Here is a 16216-nt window from a genome sequence, read left to right as displayed (position 1 = left end):
CCTTGTGTTTTTATCTGCCCGGTGTAAAATCTCGAGGATTTTATCTAAATTTGCTCATGGTTATAATTATTTATCCAAAAACAAAGATAACCAAAAGGGCTGATACCTCGTCAGAAGTGTCAGCCCTAATTTTTTACAGTCCTAAAAGTTTTACCGGACAGCAATAATATCTTTTGATAATCAGACGTCAACCGTTGCAACAAAGTCATTGTCAACTGTCAATGGTTATGCGTGGTACATGCCGAATCATGTACCTGGAAAATAACCATTGACAACTAACAATTGGAAAACAGCCCTGAAAGGGCGTAATATTGGCTTCCCCTCTCTAAATTTATATTACTATCGCATGTTGTGACTATTGACAACTGCAAAGGGTCGGGACTAAGTTGCGGTCGCCATATGCATTGTTGACACGCGCCACATTAATCCAGAACTTATTGTCATGCAGCCATTCCAGCGGGAAAGCCGCCTTCGAACGTGAATAAGGATGGTTCCATTTGTCGGCAGTGACTTCGTATTCGGGGTGCGGAGCGTTTTTGAGTACATTATCTTCCTTCGATGCGATACCGCTTTCCACTTCATCTATTTCTCGACGAATACATTCCATCACTTCGACAAAACGGTCTAACTCCTCCTTGCTTTCGCTTTCGGTCGGCTCTACCATCAAGGTTCCGTGCACCGGGAAAGAAAGAGTGGGAGCATGGTATCCGAAATCCATCAACCGTTTGGCAATATCGTTCTCATCGATTCCGGAGCGTTCTTTAAGCACACGACATTCGAGTATCAGCTCATGACCGACGCGCTCATTAGCTCCCGTATAAACAATACCGTAAGCCTCTTTCAAACGTTCGGCTAAATAGTTGGCATTTAACATCGCGATTCGTGTTGCTTCCGTAAGTCCGTCAGCACCCATCAGACGAATGTAGGCATAGGTGATCGGCAAGATGCCGGCACTTCCGTAAGGCGCTGACGCAACAGTGTTTCGGCTGTTACCGAACGTCACGGGGTGGGAGGGGAGGAAAGGAAGCAAATGCTCGGCCACACATACCGGACCTACGCCGGGTCCGCCACCGCCGTGAGGCGACGCAAACGTTTTATGCAGGTTCAGATGGCATACATCGGCGCCGATCACTCCCGGGCTGGTCAGTCCAACCTGCGCATTCATATTGGCACCATCCATATAAACTTGTCCTCCGCACGCGTGAACGATGTCGCACATCTCTTTGATATCTGTCTCGAAGATACCGTGTGTAGACGGATAAGTAATCATACTTGCGGCAAGAACGTCTTTCTGCTCTTCGGCTTTTGTACGGAAGTCGGTCAAATCGATATTCCCCTTTTCGTCGCAGCGTACGGTAACCGTTGTGAACCCGCACTGAATGGCACTGGCGGGATTGGTTCCATGTGCCGAAGCGGGCAGCAGCACCACATGGCGGTGTCCCTGTCCGATACTTTCGAGGTAAGCGCGAATAATCCGCAATCCCGTATATTCACCGGCCGCCCCCGAATTCGGTTGCAGGGTCACACCCTTCAGACCGGTAATCTCAATCAGGTAAGACGACAGATTTTCAATCAGCTCCATATATCCATTCACCTGATCGACCGGTGCATAAGGATGGATATTCTGGAAAGCGGGATTGAGCAACGGAAGCAATTCGGAAGCTGCATTCAGCTTCATCGTACACGATCCCAGCGGAATCATCGAATGGGCCAGCGAAATATCTCTGCGTTCCAAACGTTTGATATATCGCATCAACTCTGTTTCGGTACGGTATTTTTTAAATATGTCCTGTTGCAGGAAAGACGAAGTACGCAAGAATGCCCGGTCGAGATACATCTTCGCGGGGATATCCGTTGCCGACGGATTGGGCAGTCCCGCCACCCCTGAAAAGATTTGCAACAGGATGTTAATGTGTTCAGGGCGGGTTGTTTCATCGATACTGATTCCCACATGACCCTCTTCAAAATATCGAAGGTTGATGTTGCACTCTAAGGCGATTTCAGACAATGTGTTTACCGGTACATGGGTGGGAAGTTCGATCTTTAATGTATCGAAGAAATTTGTATTCAGTTGTTTATAGCCAAGTTTTTCGAGTTTGCCGGCCAGAAAACCGGCGTAACGGTGAATCCTCGAAGCGATATCCGTTAATCCTTCGGCTCCGTGATACACCGCGTAAAAACCAGCCATCGTAGCCAGAAGCGCCTGCGCGGTACAGATATTTGATGTCGCTTTTTCGCGCTTGATATGTTGCTCGCGCGTCTGAAGCGCCAAACGGTAAGCCGGATGTCCGTACGCATCGACTGAAAGCCCGATGATACGCCCGGGAATCATTCGCTTGTACTCGTCTTTCGTAGCGAAATACGCCGCCGATGGTCCACCGTAAAACATCGGAATACCGAAACGCTGCGAAGTTCCGAACACGATGTCTGCTCCCCATTCGCCGGGAGGTGTCAGCAGAACGAGGCTCATCAGATCGGCCGCTACGGCAACACGTATCCCTTCGGCATGCGCTGCTGCCACGAAATCCTTATAGTCGTTAACTGCGCCGTTACCGTCAGGATATTGAAGGATCGCTCCGAACATCTTGCCGGACAGGGCCGCTTCACGATAATTACCCGTCACCACTTCGATACCCTGCGGAGCCATTCGTGTCTGTATGACGGCCAGAGTCGATTCAAACACGTTTTCATCTACAAACAACTGATTCGCTTCATTTTTAACTTGCTCACGGCTACGCGTATGGAAGAGCATCGTCGCGGCTTCGGCAGCCGCTGTTGCTTCGTCTAACAGGGAACAGTTAGTCAGCGGCATTCCGGTCAGTTCGCAAATCACGGTCTGGAAGTTAAACAAGGCCTCTAACCGGCCTTGCGAAACTTCGGCCTGATAAGGTGTGTACGAAGTGTACCAGCTCGGGTTCTCAAACACATTCCGCAAGATGGGAGCAGGGCATACCGTATCATACCAGCCCATGCCGATATAGGATGTAAAGATTTTATTCTTAGAAGCAAGCTCGGCAATGTGTTCCGCAAATTCCCGCTCCGTCATCGGGGCAGGTAAATGAAACGGTTTTCTCAGACGAATATTCGACGGGATAATCTGGTCAATCAATTCGTCTGTCGATTTCACACCGACAGTTTGAAGCATCGCGGCTTTATCTTCATCGGTTGTGACGCCTATGTGGCGATTTGCAAATTTGTTGGTCTCCATGTTATACTTTATACAATATTTATAAATAAGGATTATGTAATTTCTCTTCGATGACGGTCGTAGACGGGCCATGCCCCGGACAGATCAGCGTTTCGTCGGGTAAGGATAAGATTTTTTCTTGGATCGCAGAAACAAGCATCCCGTAACTTCCTCCCCACAAATCTGTTCGTCCGATACTTCCCGCAAACAGGGTATCTCCGGAGATGATGAAGCCATCCGCCGGGCTGTAAAAGACCAGACTGCCGGGCGAATGTCCCGGAACGAATAATACGGCAAGCTCCGAATGACCGAAACGGATCGGTTCGTTTTCGTTCAGAAAACTTGTTACCGGAACGGTATCAGCGGAAGCATGAAGTCCCATCTGTTTCATCTGAATGTCGAGAGGAGGAATCTGTTCAACTTCCAGCCGATGTGCTTTGGGCGAAAGACCATACGTTCTATGGATAAAGGCGTTGCCTAAAATATGGTCAAGATGCAAGTGTGTACAAAGCAATTGCTTTGGTACCAACTCATGAGCCGCAATAAAATCCGACAAGACCTTCTCTTCACCGGCCGACATGCAGCCGCAATCGATAATCACAGCTTCTTTCGTTTCGTCGTAAAGTACATACGTGTTTTCGGCAAACAGATTGAATTCAAAACACTTTATCTTAATCATAAAGGAATATATACTAATTTTTTTGTCTCAAAAAAAGACTCTTTGTAATAGGTCTTCAGGTTTAAGCACACCGCCTGCTTACGAAAGGGAGCGATCTCGTGTTGAAGCTCTCCGCCTTTCAGGCAAATCAAACCGTTGGGAAGCGAATTCTGCTGCGTGTTTCGTATGTTCTTACGGACCAACCCTGCTAAATCTTGCAGTGGCATTACCGCACGGCTTACTATAAAGTCAAAATGCCCCTTTTCACTTTCCACCCGTTCGTGGCATGTCGTAATATTTTTCAGCCCGATAGCCTCGGCCACCGCCTGCACGACTTTAATTTTCTTTCCGATACTGTCGATCAAATGAAACGAGACATCCGGAAAAAGAATCGCCAGCGGAATACCCGGAAATCCTCCCCCTGTACCGACATCCATGACTGCCGTTCCGGGTCTGAAGTGAACCAATTTTTCAATGCTCAGCGAGTGCAGCACATGGTGAATATACAAATTATCTATATCTTTCCGGGATATGACATTGATCTTCGCATTCCATTCTGCATAAAGATCATACAATGCCGCGTATTGCTTGCGTTGCAACTCGCTCAGGCCAGGATAATAATGCTCGATAACCTCCATGTCTCAAAAAGCGATATGGGCAATCGGACTTTCTTTACGCAGCAAATGGCGTATTTTTTCGTATGGAATCCGGACTGAGGTGGCGCCTACCACATACGCTGCGATCTCGTATTCATTAAACGTGTATGTAATCCCGATTTCATCCACATAAAAGTTCTTATTCGGATAAATTTCATTGATATTGAAAAAACCGATATTCTCAAGCTCTGATACCTTATCTACATTATTATATAGCGCAATGGCATCTACAATAATTTTAGCCAAATCATCCTGATAATCTTCGATAAAAACGGCTGCTTCCGTCACTCGTTCACCTGTCCTCAGATCAATAACACGGTTCGTATAATGGTGTGCGTTATGTGCCCCTCCCGTATCGTATTCCTTCGAGACCACCATACTTAATAAATCATTTTGATTGTAATAAATGCTGTCGCTGAGAATCTCATAGCTTGAGTACCATTCATCGTTCGGCTCCGAACCATGCTCTTCAACGTCCGACTCAAAGTCTGTTTCACGTTTCTTAAAATCATTCAGATAATTCACAGCATATAGACTCACGGCCTCTCTTGGCGAGCATTGCATATAATCATCGCCTAAAAAAGCTCTGATAAACTGTTGCTGTGCAGCTTTTAAAACTTGTTGATTTTGATATTCGGCCGGATACAGAAAGTTTATTTGCAATGAACAACCGGGATTCGTCTCTATATTTTTCATATGATAACTCTCTTTTAGAGTCATCGTATCAAAACGAATATCATTTTCTTTTACCTTTTTGGCGTCCGAACCGCATGCCGATAAAAGGCCGACAGCTACTAACCAGACAAAAAAGGTTTTCACGATATATATCTTCATCTCTATTGCATGATTAAACATATTTACGATGCAAATTTAAAAGATAATTGATTCAATAACGAAAGAATCTTATTAAGATTATTAAAAAAAACGCTTTTCGTCTGCATATCACAATATCAAACAGAATATCATTTGGTTAACATATTCTTCAATAAAACAGTACCCACTTTCAAGACACACTAAAGAGTATTGAACGTATTCTTGCATTTTTTTACAGTAAAACATTTGCCCATTGGTAAAAAACCCGTAAATTAGCGTGTTTTTTTCGAATATACAGTTGAAGAATTATTAACAACATACTAAATGACTGAAAAAGATAGAATTATTAAGATTGACATTAATAATGAAATGAAATCAGCCTACATTGATTATTCAATGTCGGTCATTGTTTCGCGTGCACTTCCGGATGTAAGAGATGGATTCAAACCCGTTCATCGACGCATCCTCTTTGGTATGAGTGAACTGGGGAATACCTCCGATAAGCCGTACAAAAAATCGGCGAGAATCGTCGGAGAAGTATTGGGTAAGTATCACCCACATGGGGACTCCTCTGTTTATTTCGCATTGGTTCGTTTGGCACAAAACTGGTCGATGCGTTACACCTTAGTAGACGGACAGGGGAATTTCGGTTCTGTAGACGGAGACAACCCTGCGGCTATGCGTTACACGGAAGCGCGTATGAGCAAACTGGCTGAAGAGATGCTACGCGACATTGATAAGGATACGGTTGATTTCCAACTGAATTTTGATGACACATTACGAGAACCTGTCGTACTTCCCACACGTATACCGAACCTCTTGATTAACGGAGCTTCAGGAATTGCGGTAGGAATGGCAACCAATATGCCTCCGCACAATATGAAAGAAGTTCTTCAGGCTTGTCAAGCTTATATCGATGCTCGTGGAGAAATCGATGTACTCGGGCTAATGGCTTATGTAAAAGCGCCTGATTTCCCGACAGGTGCTACTATCTACGGGTATGCCGGCGTCAAAGATGCGTTTGAGACGGGACGCGGACGTATCGTACTCCGTGGAAAAGCGGAAATAGAAAGTGCACAGGCACATGACAAAATCATCATCAGCGAGATTCCATACCTTGTAAATAAAGCCGAACTGATCAAAGCGATTGCCGATCTCGTAAACGAGAAGCGTATCGACGGTATCTCAAATGTAAATGACGAATCAGACCGTAGCGGCATGCGTATCGTGGTCGATGTAAAACGCGAGGCGAATGCGAATGTCGTACTTAATAAACTGTATAAGATGACCGCCTTGCAGTCGTCATTCAGTGTCAACAATATCGCATTGGTCAATGGGCGACCGAAGCTGATGAATCTGAAAGAATTGATCGGAAATTTTGTTGATCATCGGCGGGAGGTAGTGATCCGCCGCACTAAATATGATCTGAAGAAAGCTGAAGAACGCGCTCATATTCTGGAAGGATTGATTATTGCTTCAGACAATATCGACGAAGTAATCGCCATCATAAAGAAATCAGGAAGTCCTCAGGAGGCGATTAGTAATTTGATGGTGCGTTTCGAATTGACTGAAATACAAGCCCGGGCTATCGTTGAAATGCGGTTACGCCAATTAACCGGACTTGAACAGGAAAAGTTGCGTGCCGAATATGAAGAGATAGAAAAATTAATCGCACGATTAAAAGAAATTCTGGAAAATGAAGATAGGTTGATGGGAGTCATTCGGGACGAATTCCAGGAAATCATTGATAAATACGGAGATGAACGTAAGACCGACATTGTGTATGCCTCCGAAGAATTAAATCCGGAAGATTTTTATGCCGATGATGAAATGATTATTACCGTTTCGCACATGGGATATATTAAACGTACTCCGTTGAGCGAATTCCGTGCACAAGCGCGAGGTGGAGTAGGGGCGAAAGGTTCCGAAACACGCGAAGAAGACTTCGTCGAATATATTTATCCAGCATCGATGCATGCTACGATTTTGTTTTTCACCGCTAAAGGACGATGCTTCTGGAAAAAAGTATTCGAAATACCTGAGGGGGCTAAAAATGCAAAAGGAAGAGCGATCCAGAACTTCTTAAATATTGATTCGGACGATAGCGTAAACGCATTTATCCGGATCAAGAACTTAACGACCGATACGGAATTTACCAACTCACATTATTTACTCTTCTGCACGAAAAAAGGAGTGATTAAAAAAACACTCTTGGCTGCTTATTCACGCCCACGCCAAAATGGCGTCAATGCCATTACTCTGCATGAAGGAGATGGAGTGATTCAAGTACGACTGACGGATGGAAACAACGACGTGTTGATTGCCAATCGAAATGGCCGGGCCATCCGTTTCCATGAAAGCAAAGTGCGTGTGATGGGACGTACAGCTGCCGGGGTACGCGGAATGACTTTAGATGACGAAAACGACGAAGCGATCGGCATGGTTTGTATCAAAGATACGGAAAAAGAGACCATTCTCGTTGTCTCGGAACAAGGCTATGGGAAACGTTCGAAGATCGACGACTACCGGATTACCAACCGGGGAGGAAAGGGAGTCAAAACGATCAACGTCACAGAAAAGACCGGCAAATTGGTGGGAATTAAGAATGTAACAGAAGAAAACGACTTGATGATCATCAATAAATCCGGCATTACGATCCGTATGAAAGTAGCTGATTTGAATATTATCGGCCGTGCAACACAAGGTGTTCGACTGATTAATTTAGAAAAACGTAACGATGAAATCGCATCCGTATGCAAAGTTGTATCGGAATCGGAAGAAAATAAAATCGGCGATGAAGAAACAGAAGAAGTTACGAACGAAATTAAACCGGAAAACAGTACGGAGGTCATAGAAGATAACAACAACATGATTGAAGAAGAAAAAGAATAAAGTATTAACATCAAAATTTTAAATGACATGAAACAAGTATTAATGACAATCGGTTTCTGCCTGATGGCAACAACTGTATTTGCGCAAAAAAAAGCGGTAACGGAGGCTGAGCGTATTGCGAAAGATTCGAAGCCTGACTTTAACGAAGCACGGACCTTGATTAAAGGAGCATTGGAAAATCCGGAAACAAAGGATGATGCAAAAACATGGTATGTGGCCGGACAAATCGAAGACACTCAATTCAGTTCCGAAAGTACCAAGCAGATTTTAGGTCAACAACCGAATGAACCGGTGATGTATGAAGCTCTTGCGAATATTTTGCCGTTCTTCAAAAAAGCCTATGAATTGGATCAGCTCCCGAATGAGAAAGGAAAGGTAAAACCGAAATATACCAAACATATCAAAGGTACGCTCAATGCCAATCATATTTACTATCTGAACGGTGGAGCCTATTACTTTGATCAAAAAGATTACAAGAAATCCTGTGATTTCTTTGATCAATACATCGAGATTGCAAACCTGCCTTTTATGAAAGATGAGAAGGTAGCCCAGAAAGATTCAAACTATATGATCGTACAGTTCTATTCGGCTATCGCAGCTATGCAACTGGATGATGTAGAGCTCGCTATTAAGAATCTGAATCGGGCAAAGGATACGGACTATCGACGTTACGATATATATCAGTCGCTGTGCTACGAGTACGAACAGGCAAAAGATACAGCGAACATCGAAAAAACGCTGGAAGAGGGGATGGCTTTATTTCCCGATTCAAGCTATTTCTTGAATAGTCTGATTAATCTGTACATCTACACCGGAAGAAATGACCAGGCTTTGCAATTATTGAACACTGCTATTTCGAAAAATGCGAATAGTGCTCAATTGTATTATGCTAAAGGAAGCGTCTACGAAACCGGTTTGAAAGATTATGATCAGGCTGAAGAAGCATACAAAAAAGCGGTTGAATTGGATCCCAATAGTGCGGCCAATAACTTCAGCATGGGGCGTATTTATTACAACCAAGGAGTAAGCACTTTAGATAAAGCGAATTCGATATCGGATGCGACTCAATACAAACAAGAGAAAGCAAAGGCCGAAGAACTCTTCAGAAAAGCGTTGCCGTTTTTTGAAAAGGCACGTGAACTTAAACCCGATGAAAAAGAATTTTTAATCGGACTGAGAGGTATCTATTACAATCTGAATATGAACGAAAAATTCAATGAGATAGATGCCGAAATGAATAAGTAATGTGTTGTTGAACAATAAAAAGGAGCTGAACTCAAATTGAGTTCAGCTCTTTTTTTGCATAAACGATATTTATAAATTGTATGATCGGAATATCCCTATTTTACATAATAGTAATTATGGTGAAAACGAACGATTAAATTGGAATCACCAAAAGCGGTGTATTACTATGGAAAAGCATTTTACGCGCAAGACTCGGATTAAATATCCGTGTGATCATACTGCGGCGATATGTGCTAAATGCAATCATATCGATTTGTTTTTCTTTGACAAATGTCTCAATAGCTTCCAATAAATCTCCGTCGTTCAATACGGTATATTCTATTTTCAACTCCGGATATTGTTTCTTAAGATACTCGTTCAATCCCGATAAACGAATATCATTCCACTCGTTGCGACTGGTCGAGATATTAAATAGCTGAATTTGTACCGGATGTTCTTTGAAGAAATCGACAAACTTATCGAACGCCAAAATATCACGCTGGTTAAAAGAAATTGCAAAGGCAATCTTTTGGGTTTCATTCAGATTACTGAAAGGAACATGTTCGGGAATAGCCAAAAGCGGCATATTCGTTTGTTCAATGACTTCACCTGTGACACTTCCAATCAGATCTGCATTTTTCTGATTTTTCCCGCGTGTACCCATGACGATCAAGGTCGGATGATACTCTTTGGCGTAAGCCATAATTTCTTCTTCCGGCAAACCTTCTCTCAGGATATAGTTATATTTGACGCTAGGCCATTCTCCACATTCCATCTTCCGATTTATTAGCGTACAAATGTTTTCAATATCCTTTTGTACCTGCTTATAGACGAGATGGATATTTTCATTATTGGGAACTCCCGTTGCCACGGGATCACGAGTCGCAAACGGTAACGCAGAAGGAATATACGTGCTGAAATAAGCATGTAATAACATGACTTCTGCCCCAATCTGATGTGCATAATTTATCCCTATTTCACACGCTTTGATCGAATAATCCGAAAAGTCGACAGGAATTAAAACCTTTTTCAGGTTTTGCTCAGGTGCATCTTCTTTTTCTGTTTCATCCAGCCATTGAGTATCCTCAATTAGCCGTAAAGCTCGTGGCAAGTCACTCTCTTTGATGCGTATACGAACGCCTGCTGAGATGACGGGTTGGATCTGATTCACATTATGAATATAGGCCTCTATTCCTTCCGATTCAAGAAGCGTCTTCAAAATCTGAGCCTTTTCATACGTGTGAATAGCTAATGTAACTAACTGCTTTTCCATACTCACACATCGTCTGATAAAGGATTTGCTCCTAAAATGTCCAACGCTCGATCCAGAATGGTGGTGTCACTTAAAACCACAATACCCCCGTTAGGGCCTGATTCAATATGTAATCCGCAACTTTTACCATCCTTGTAATTTTCTCCCCCGAAGTAATTTCGGACAGTCTCTACCGATACCCCTAATTCAGCAGCAATACGATGAATCGTACCATCAGGCAAACGATCTTTAATATCCCGAAGTTCGTTAAAAGTGATTGTTTTCGTCATGGTTCATGTTTATTTTTATGGGTTAATAATATTATTAATATTCGCGCCCTAATATAGCCACTAAAATTAAATAAGCCAAACTTTCCGGAGCTTTTTTCAAATAAGATGGTTATGTTTTATAACATGTTTATCTGCTCACTTCCATGTGGGAACCCCTAATCCACTATATACAAGCATAAAAGCGATTGTAGCCAACATAGCGTAAAGAATATAACGAACACGAGATATCTCATACAAAAGAAGGGAGGACTCCCCTACTCTTTTTATCGTTCGAGAACGAATAACCCGGTAAGTTTCAAAACAAAACCACCCAAAGAAGCATCCGGATAAAATGCCCGGAATAATATCGGAAATAAAATGAACACCTAAATAAATGCGGGTATACGACATCAAGATGCCCCATAATATAATGCCATAGGCGTACCAGCGGTAACGAAAAAGATGTATCGTAAATGTAGCAAATCCGAATGCATTGGCTGCATGACTGGATATGAATCCGTAACGTCCGCCAAGGTACGGACTGCCGGTCAACGGATTGATAACCGTTTGGACATGATCCATAAAATCCGGATGGCGCGTAGGACGGAAACGCGTAAATAACGGCTTACATACGCTTGACGCAAATTGATCGCACAGCGTAATGGTCAATGCAATAAAGAATAAGATCAGAAGAGATTCCTTCCATGGCCTTTTGTAGCAAATAATCCACAAAACAAAAAGCGCTAAGGGTATCCATACTATCTTCCCGGAATACATCCAAAAGAAATGGTCCCAATAAAGCGTATGCCCGCCATTGAGCCACAAAAAAAGATTCCGTTCATATTCTAAAATACTCTCCAACATACGAGTTTAAATTCTTTTAAGCTCTTTTTGAGGAATCCATCCTTCCTTTCCGTCCTCTAAACGGATCTCATACCATTCTCCCAATGTGCTTTTAATCTGCACTTTCGTTCCTTCATGCAGAACAAACAAATCAGTACCACTGGTATCCGGCGAACTTTTAATCGTAATCGTAGACGCAAAAATAATCGCGGTATCGCGTGTTATTAACGCTTTCTTTTGGCTCCAAGCGAATATATTAGCCAAGACAACCGTTAGCAATAAAAAGATTCCGGCGTAAAATCCGATTTTTTTCAAGCGCATCCATTTGGAAAAAAAGAATAAAATCAAACAACCGATAAACAGTATGAAGCACACGATACCCATACTTGCCCATACATCGACACTCAATAAATTCCGGATAGAGCGAAACCATTTGACTAAAAAGAACTCACCAATCGGTTCTATTTTGTCTGTTGTCCGGAGTCTGGACATTTCTAAATTAAAACGAATGTCTCCATCACCGGGATTCAGCAACAAAGCTCGTTCGTAATTCAAAATAGCCGGTGCAATCTTATTCGTTTTGTAATACGCATTTCCCAGATTGTAGTAAATCTGATATGACTCGCCGTTGTTCTTCAACAATTCTTCATATAATTCAATAGCCTTGGCATAGTTCTCCTGTTTATATGCTACTTCGGCTTCTTTAAACGCAGATTCCTGTGCCATCAAAGATATACCGCACATCAGGTGCATAAATCCAAAACACAGTATTTTTGATATTAGCTTCATCATCATGACTTTTTAATTATGTTTTCCATTTTCCCAATGGCATTTACCGTTTGCTTAAAGAGCTGTTCCATTGCTTCGGAAGCCTGACTGGGGGCATAACGAGCGAATTCACAGGTATTCAAGATATTTATAAAATCATCACTTACCTCTTTATCTACTCCAAACACCATTAATTCTGCCTCTACATTGTCTTTTGTCAGATTGGCTTGCGGAATATTCAACTTGTCGCTCAGATATCCCCACACTGCGCGAAGAACTTCGTCGTAGAATTCTTCCTTTTTTCTCTCTTTCAGTAATTTTTCAGCCTTCTTCAACCTTCGAACCGCTATTTTGTTCGCTTTTTTCGTACGTACAAGCGCAATGTTTGCATTTTCTTTCACTTGCTTGCGATAGATGGCAAAGAAGACGATAAATAAAACGGCAATCAGTACATACGCCATTATGTACATGAATGAACCGAAGAAAATTTCTTTATTTGAAACAAAGTGAGGCTTTGAAACTTTGATATAACGGATGTCTTGCCCCAAATATTTGACACTCTCTTGCGTACCGAAATTTGAAATGACCGGTCCAGAACTATTCTCTCCTCCGATTCCTTTCTCCACATGTAGTTTGAACGGTTGAGACGGGAGCGTCTTATACGAACCGTCTTTGGGATCAAAATACGAAAATTGGACAGCCGGAATCTCAAAATCGCCCGCATAGCGCGGAATTGCCATGTATTCAATTGATTTTGTTCCGCTTGTACCGGAAGGAGTCGTCTTGATATTATTATCTACTTTCGGATCATATACTTCAAAATCATTCGGGAAAGTAATTACCGGATTTTTAGCTAACTTAATATTTCCATTTCCTGAAAGCGTTACGTTGATCGTAACAGCTTCGTTCGTTTTAATGCGATCGGAACTGATGCTTGCTTTCATGGTGTAGGAACCTACCGCTCCCTGAAAAGAAGCCGGTTTACCACTCGGAAGAGGCTTAACATCGATCGTTACCGGTGCAGTCGTAAGCACTCTTTTCACATCTTGATAAGTATCGAAGAAGTCGTCAAAAATACTGCGCACACGTTGTTTCGAACGGATGCGTACGACGGCGTCATATTTCCCTCCTTCTATCGTAATTTTACCCGAACGTTGCGGATAAAGGACGGTCTGTTTAATAACGACTGCCCGGTAATTACGTCCATTATAATTTTCGAGTGTCCATTGTGGATTCAACTCAATATCCTGAGCGAGAAATCCCTCAAATTCAGGAAACTTTACATCGTTCAATGCTGCATCATACAGAGAATAGAGTTTGAATGTCACTAAAAATCCTTCTTGTTCATAGACGCTACGCTTCGAAACATTCATCCGAACGAATAACTCATCACCTCCGATATTGGAAGAACCGGAAGACGCTTGACTTCCCCCCGAACCCGAAGATGCTGCTTCTGCGGTCTTATCCGGAGGAAGTACTTTAATAACTAATGAGTTGGAACTATAATTCGAATTTTTGATTTTTATCGTTGCCGGCCCCAAATTAAATGTGCCTTCTTTTTTAGGCATTAACACATACGTAAAAGTTTGAGAATAGGAACTGCTCGATTTTCCATTGATGTATTGCATACTTCTACTGACAGACGAAGTTGGTCCCATCAACACATCGAAATCAGTTAAATCCGGTGTGCGAAGTCCACCGGCACCTTCCTCATTGACGGTATACGTCAGTTGGAATTGTTGCCCCATTACCACAGCATTGGGAGCAGAGGCTTTGAATGTCACTCCGTCTGCTTTCAGGTATGTCCCTGCTAAAAACAACAGCCCGGTAACGATAAAAATGACTTTTCTCATAGCTCTTATTTTTACCATTGTTTATCTGTTTTACGACGTTCTTGATGTTTGGCCTGAGCCTTTTTAACTTTCTCCTGTGTGTCTTTTTCGTCCTGCAGGAAAGCATCGAGAATCTGTTGTGCATTGTCTCTGCTCATTTGTTCATTCTCCTGCTTCTGTTCTTGTGTCTTATTTTCTTTCTGCTCATTCTGCTGCTGTTGCTGATCCTGATTCTGCTCTTGTTTTTGCTCCTTCTGTTCTTGCTGTTGCTGATCCTGATTCTGATTCTGCTGGTCTTGATTTTGTTGCTGCTGATCATTCAGTAGCTTTTGAGCCAAAGCTAAGTTATACCGTGTCTCTTCGTCTTTCGGATTCATCCTCAATGACTGTTTATAAGCCTCGATACTTTTGGCATAATCCTTGTTCTTCATCTGAATATTCCCGAGGTTGTGAAAAACTTCCGCTAATCGTTGGGCATTGGCCGGATTTTCAGTCAGCAGACGCTCTCGCTGACCGGCGATTTGTTGGTATTGTTCGGCTGCTTCCGGATATTTCTCCTGTTTGTACAAGGCATTACCCAGATTGTATGAGCCTTCGACAGAGCGCGGATTCACTTCGATGCTCTGTCGGTAAGCAATCTCCGATTCGGTATATTTCTCTTCTTTGTATAGTTTGTTCCCTTTTCGGATATGCGATCGTTCCGCCTTCTGTGCAAACATGCCGTTCGTACAACAGAATGCGGTTGTCATACTTATGAATATCAGATATATTGCTTTCATTCCTATTTTATTAAGAAAATAATTTTATTTTTCGGAATATCCGATTTTTTCGTTCCAGAATCAGATACTCGAGAATCAACAAGATCAAAACAATCCATGCCAATGTCTGGAACCGTTCATCATATTCCGAATACACTTTACTTTCCAGCTCTGCTTTATCCATCTTATTAATTTCGGACTGTAGCGCGCGGAGAGCCGAGTTGGTGTTGTCTGCACGAACATAGATTCCTTTGCCGGCCGCAGCAATTTCCTGACACATCTGCTCGTTCAATTGCGTGATGACAATATTTCCATTGCCGTCTCGCATATAATCATTCCCATTGTCAAGAGGTATCGGTGCACCTTTGGGAAGCCCGATACCTACAATATTCACGTTCACTCCTTTCTCGGCTGCAGCGGCGGCCGCTTTTACCGGGTCATCTTCATGATTTTCACCATCCGTAATCAACATGATCGTTTTTCCGGAATTTTCGTTTGGTGTGAATGAACGCATCGCCAGATTTATCGCGGCTCCGATGGCTGTTCCTTGCGTGGAAATCATCGAAGGAGTAATGGACGACATAAACATCTTGGCCGAGATATAATCTGAAGTAATCGGTAACTGTGTAAAAGCATCGCCGGCGAAGACAATCAGACCGACCTTGTCGTCGGTAAAACTGTCGGTCATCCTCGAAAGCATTTGTTTGGCTTTTTCCAGACGATTCGGTTGAATATCTTCGGCCATCATCGAATTAGAGACATCCAGACATATCATGATTTCTACCCCTTGCCTTTTGACGGTTTCCAGCTTAGAGCCGAACTGCGGGCCGGCAATCATAAAAATCGTCACGGCTATAGACATGAATAACAGCCAGAATTTCAATCGTTCCCGTTTACGTGATACTTCCGGTGTCAATTGTAAGACGAGCATAGGATCGCCGAAGCGCTTGATGGCCCTCTTTCCGGTAATCACCACATAGAGATAGAATATGGTCAATACGGGAAGTATTGCCAACAAATATAGGTAAATAGGATGAGCAAAACGAAACATAATCAACTTTCTT

The 16216-nt window shown here is 42.8% G+C and carries 13 protein-coding genes; 2 read left to right on the top strand and 11 right to left on the bottom strand.

The window, feature by feature from the left end; genetic code table 11:
* Nucleotides 1-355 precede the first annotated feature (355 nt).
* The 4 genes from gcvP to ACTTKA_RS03715 are packed head-to-tail and all read right to left on the bottom strand — an operon-like array spanning nucleotide 356 to nucleotide 5335.
* A complete protein-coding gene (gene gcvP / locus ACTTKA_RS03730; RefSeq protein ID WP_442724019.1) occupies nucleotides 356-3208 on the bottom strand; it encodes an aminomethyl-transferring glycine dehydrogenase in 2853 nt (950 codons plus the stop codon).
* A 19-nt stretch (nucleotides 3209-3227) separates the two neighbouring features.
* Nucleotides 3228-3866, bottom strand: coding sequence for an MBL fold metallo-hydrolase (locus tag ACTTKA_RS03725; RefSeq protein WP_442713541.1), 639 nt, complete (start codon nucleotides 3864-3866; stop codon nucleotides 3228-3230).
* Nucleotides 3863-4483: a 16S rRNA (guanine(527)-N(7))-methyltransferase RsmG gene (gene rsmG, locus ACTTKA_RS03720; RefSeq protein ID WP_442713542.1), complete on the bottom strand. Its 621-nt coding sequence runs from the start codon at nucleotides 4481-4483 to the stop codon at nucleotides 3863-3865. Before rsmG ends, ACTTKA_RS03725 begins: the two co-directional genes overlap by 4 nt.
* A gap of 3 nt (nucleotides 4484-4486) precedes the next feature.
* Nucleotides 4487-5335 carry an RsiV family protein gene (locus tag ACTTKA_RS03715; RefSeq protein ID WP_442724018.1) on the bottom strand — a complete coding sequence of 283 codons (849 nt, stop codon included), beginning with the start codon at nucleotides 5333-5335 and terminating at the stop codon, nucleotides 4487-4489.
* Nucleotides 5336-5638: 303 nt separating this feature from the next.
* Between ACTTKA_RS03715 and gyrA the strand changes: the two genes are divergently transcribed.
* Nucleotides 5639-8206, top strand: coding sequence for a DNA gyrase subunit A (gyrA, locus tag ACTTKA_RS03710; RefSeq protein ID WP_442724017.1), 2568 nt, complete (start codon nucleotides 5639-5641; stop codon nucleotides 8204-8206).
* A 27-nt stretch (nucleotides 8207-8233) separates the two neighbouring features.
* On the top strand, nucleotides 8234-9451 hold the full coding sequence (locus ACTTKA_RS03705) for a tetratricopeptide repeat protein (protein WP_442724016.1): 1218 nt from the start codon (nucleotides 8234-8236) through the stop codon (nucleotides 9449-9451).
* 133 nt (nucleotides 9452-9584) lie between these two features.
* Here the strand turns inward: ACTTKA_RS03705 and ACTTKA_RS03700 are convergent, their stop codons facing one another.
* The 7 genes from ACTTKA_RS03700 to ACTTKA_RS03670 all read right to left on the bottom strand — a co-directional run bounded on the left by ACTTKA_RS03700 (nucleotide 9585) and on the right by ACTTKA_RS03670 (nucleotide 16203).
* The gene (locus ACTTKA_RS03700; protein WP_442724015.1) at nucleotides 9585-10703 is read right to left on the bottom strand and encodes a universal stress protein; all 1119 of its coding nucleotides are present in this window, start codon (nucleotides 10701-10703) and stop codon (nucleotides 9585-9587) included.
* Nucleotides 10704-10705: 2 nt separating this feature from the next.
* Entirely contained in the window at nucleotides 10706-10972 is a 267-nt protein-coding gene (locus ACTTKA_RS03695; RefSeq protein ID WP_442724014.1) for a DNA-binding protein, read from the bottom strand.
* 135 nt (nucleotides 10973-11107) lie between these two features.
* Nucleotides 11108-11815 (bottom strand): phosphatase PAP2 family protein, encoded by a 708-nt coding sequence (locus ACTTKA_RS03690; RefSeq protein ID WP_442724013.1) that lies wholly within the window; start codon nucleotides 11813-11815, stop codon nucleotides 11108-11110.
* A 6-nt stretch (nucleotides 11816-11821) separates the two neighbouring features.
* Nucleotides 11822-12586, bottom strand: coding sequence for a tetratricopeptide repeat protein (locus ACTTKA_RS03685; RefSeq protein ID WP_442724021.1), 765 nt, complete (start codon nucleotides 12584-12586; stop codon nucleotides 11822-11824).
* The gene (locus tag ACTTKA_RS03680; protein WP_442724012.1) at nucleotides 12586-14415 is read right to left on the bottom strand and encodes a BatD family protein; all 1830 of its coding nucleotides are present in this window, start codon (nucleotides 14413-14415) and stop codon (nucleotides 12586-12588) included. The genes ACTTKA_RS03685 and ACTTKA_RS03680 overlap by 1 nt, the downstream gene beginning before the upstream one ends.
* Nucleotides 14416-14426: 11 nt before the next feature.
* Nucleotides 14427-15173 (bottom strand): tetratricopeptide repeat protein, encoded by a 747-nt coding sequence (locus ACTTKA_RS03675; RefSeq protein WP_442724011.1) that lies wholly within the window; start codon nucleotides 15171-15173, stop codon nucleotides 14427-14429.
* A gap of 10 nt (nucleotides 15174-15183) precedes the next feature.
* A complete protein-coding gene (locus ACTTKA_RS03670) occupies nucleotides 15184-16203 on the bottom strand; it encodes a vWA domain-containing protein (RefSeq protein ID WP_442713551.1) in 1020 nt (339 codons plus the stop codon).
* Nucleotides 16204-16216: the final 13 nt, after the last annotated feature.

Origin of the sequence: Tannerella sp., assembly GCF_052170195.1 — a bacterium.
GTDB lineage: Bacteria > Bacteroidota > Bacteroidia > Bacteroidales > Tannerellaceae > Tannerella.
This window is presented reverse-complemented; position numbering and strand designations above follow the sequence as displayed.

What these genes read in the sequence shown, in the direction of transcription:
- ACTTKA_RS03705 (WP_442724016.1), top strand. Translation starts at nt 8,234, where the DNA reads ATGAAACAAGTATTAATGACAATCGGTTTCTGCCTGATGGCAACAACT.
- gcvP (WP_442724019.1), bottom strand. Translation starts at nt 3,208, where the DNA reads ATGGAGACCAACAAATTTGCAAATCGCCACATAGGCGTCACAACCGAT.
- ACTTKA_RS03685 (WP_442724021.1), bottom strand. Translation starts at nt 12,586, where the DNA reads ATGATGAAGCTAATATCAAAAATACTGTGTTTTGGATTTATGCACCTG.
- ACTTKA_RS03690 (WP_442724013.1), bottom strand. Translation starts at nt 11,815, where the DNA reads ATGTTGGAGAGTATTTTAGAATATGAACGGAATCTTTTTTTGTGGCTC.
- ACTTKA_RS03670 (WP_442713551.1), bottom strand. Translation starts at nt 16,203, where the DNA reads ATGTTTCGTTTTGCTCATCCTATTTACCTATATTTGTTGGCAATACTT.
- ACTTKA_RS03675 (WP_442724011.1), bottom strand. Translation starts at nt 15,173, where the DNA reads ATGAAAGCAATATATCTGATATTCATAAGTATGACAACCGCATTCTGT.
- ACTTKA_RS03700 (WP_442724015.1), bottom strand. Translation starts at nt 10,703, where the DNA reads ATGGAAAAGCAGTTAGTTACATTAGCTATTCACACGTATGAAAAGGCT.
- ACTTKA_RS03715 (WP_442724018.1), bottom strand. Translation starts at nt 5,335, where the DNA reads ATGAAGATATATATCGTGAAAACCTTTTTTGTCTGGTTAGTAGCTGTC.
- rsmG (WP_442713542.1), bottom strand. Translation starts at nt 4,483, where the DNA reads ATGGAGGTTATCGAGCATTATTATCCTGGCCTGAGCGAGTTGCAACGC.
- ACTTKA_RS03680 (WP_442724012.1), bottom strand. Translation starts at nt 14,415, where the DNA reads ATGAGAAAAGTCATTTTTATCGTTACCGGGCTGTTGTTTTTAGCAGGG.
- ACTTKA_RS03695 (WP_442724014.1), bottom strand. Translation starts at nt 10,972, where the DNA reads ATGACGAAAACAATCACTTTTAACGAACTTCGGGATATTAAAGATCGT.
- gyrA (WP_442724017.1), top strand. Translation starts at nt 5,639, where the DNA reads ATGACTGAAAAAGATAGAATTATTAAGATTGACATTAATAATGAAATG.
- ACTTKA_RS03725 (WP_442713541.1), bottom strand. Translation starts at nt 3,866, where the DNA reads ATGATTAAGATAAAGTGTTTTGAATTCAATCTGTTTGCCGAAAACACG.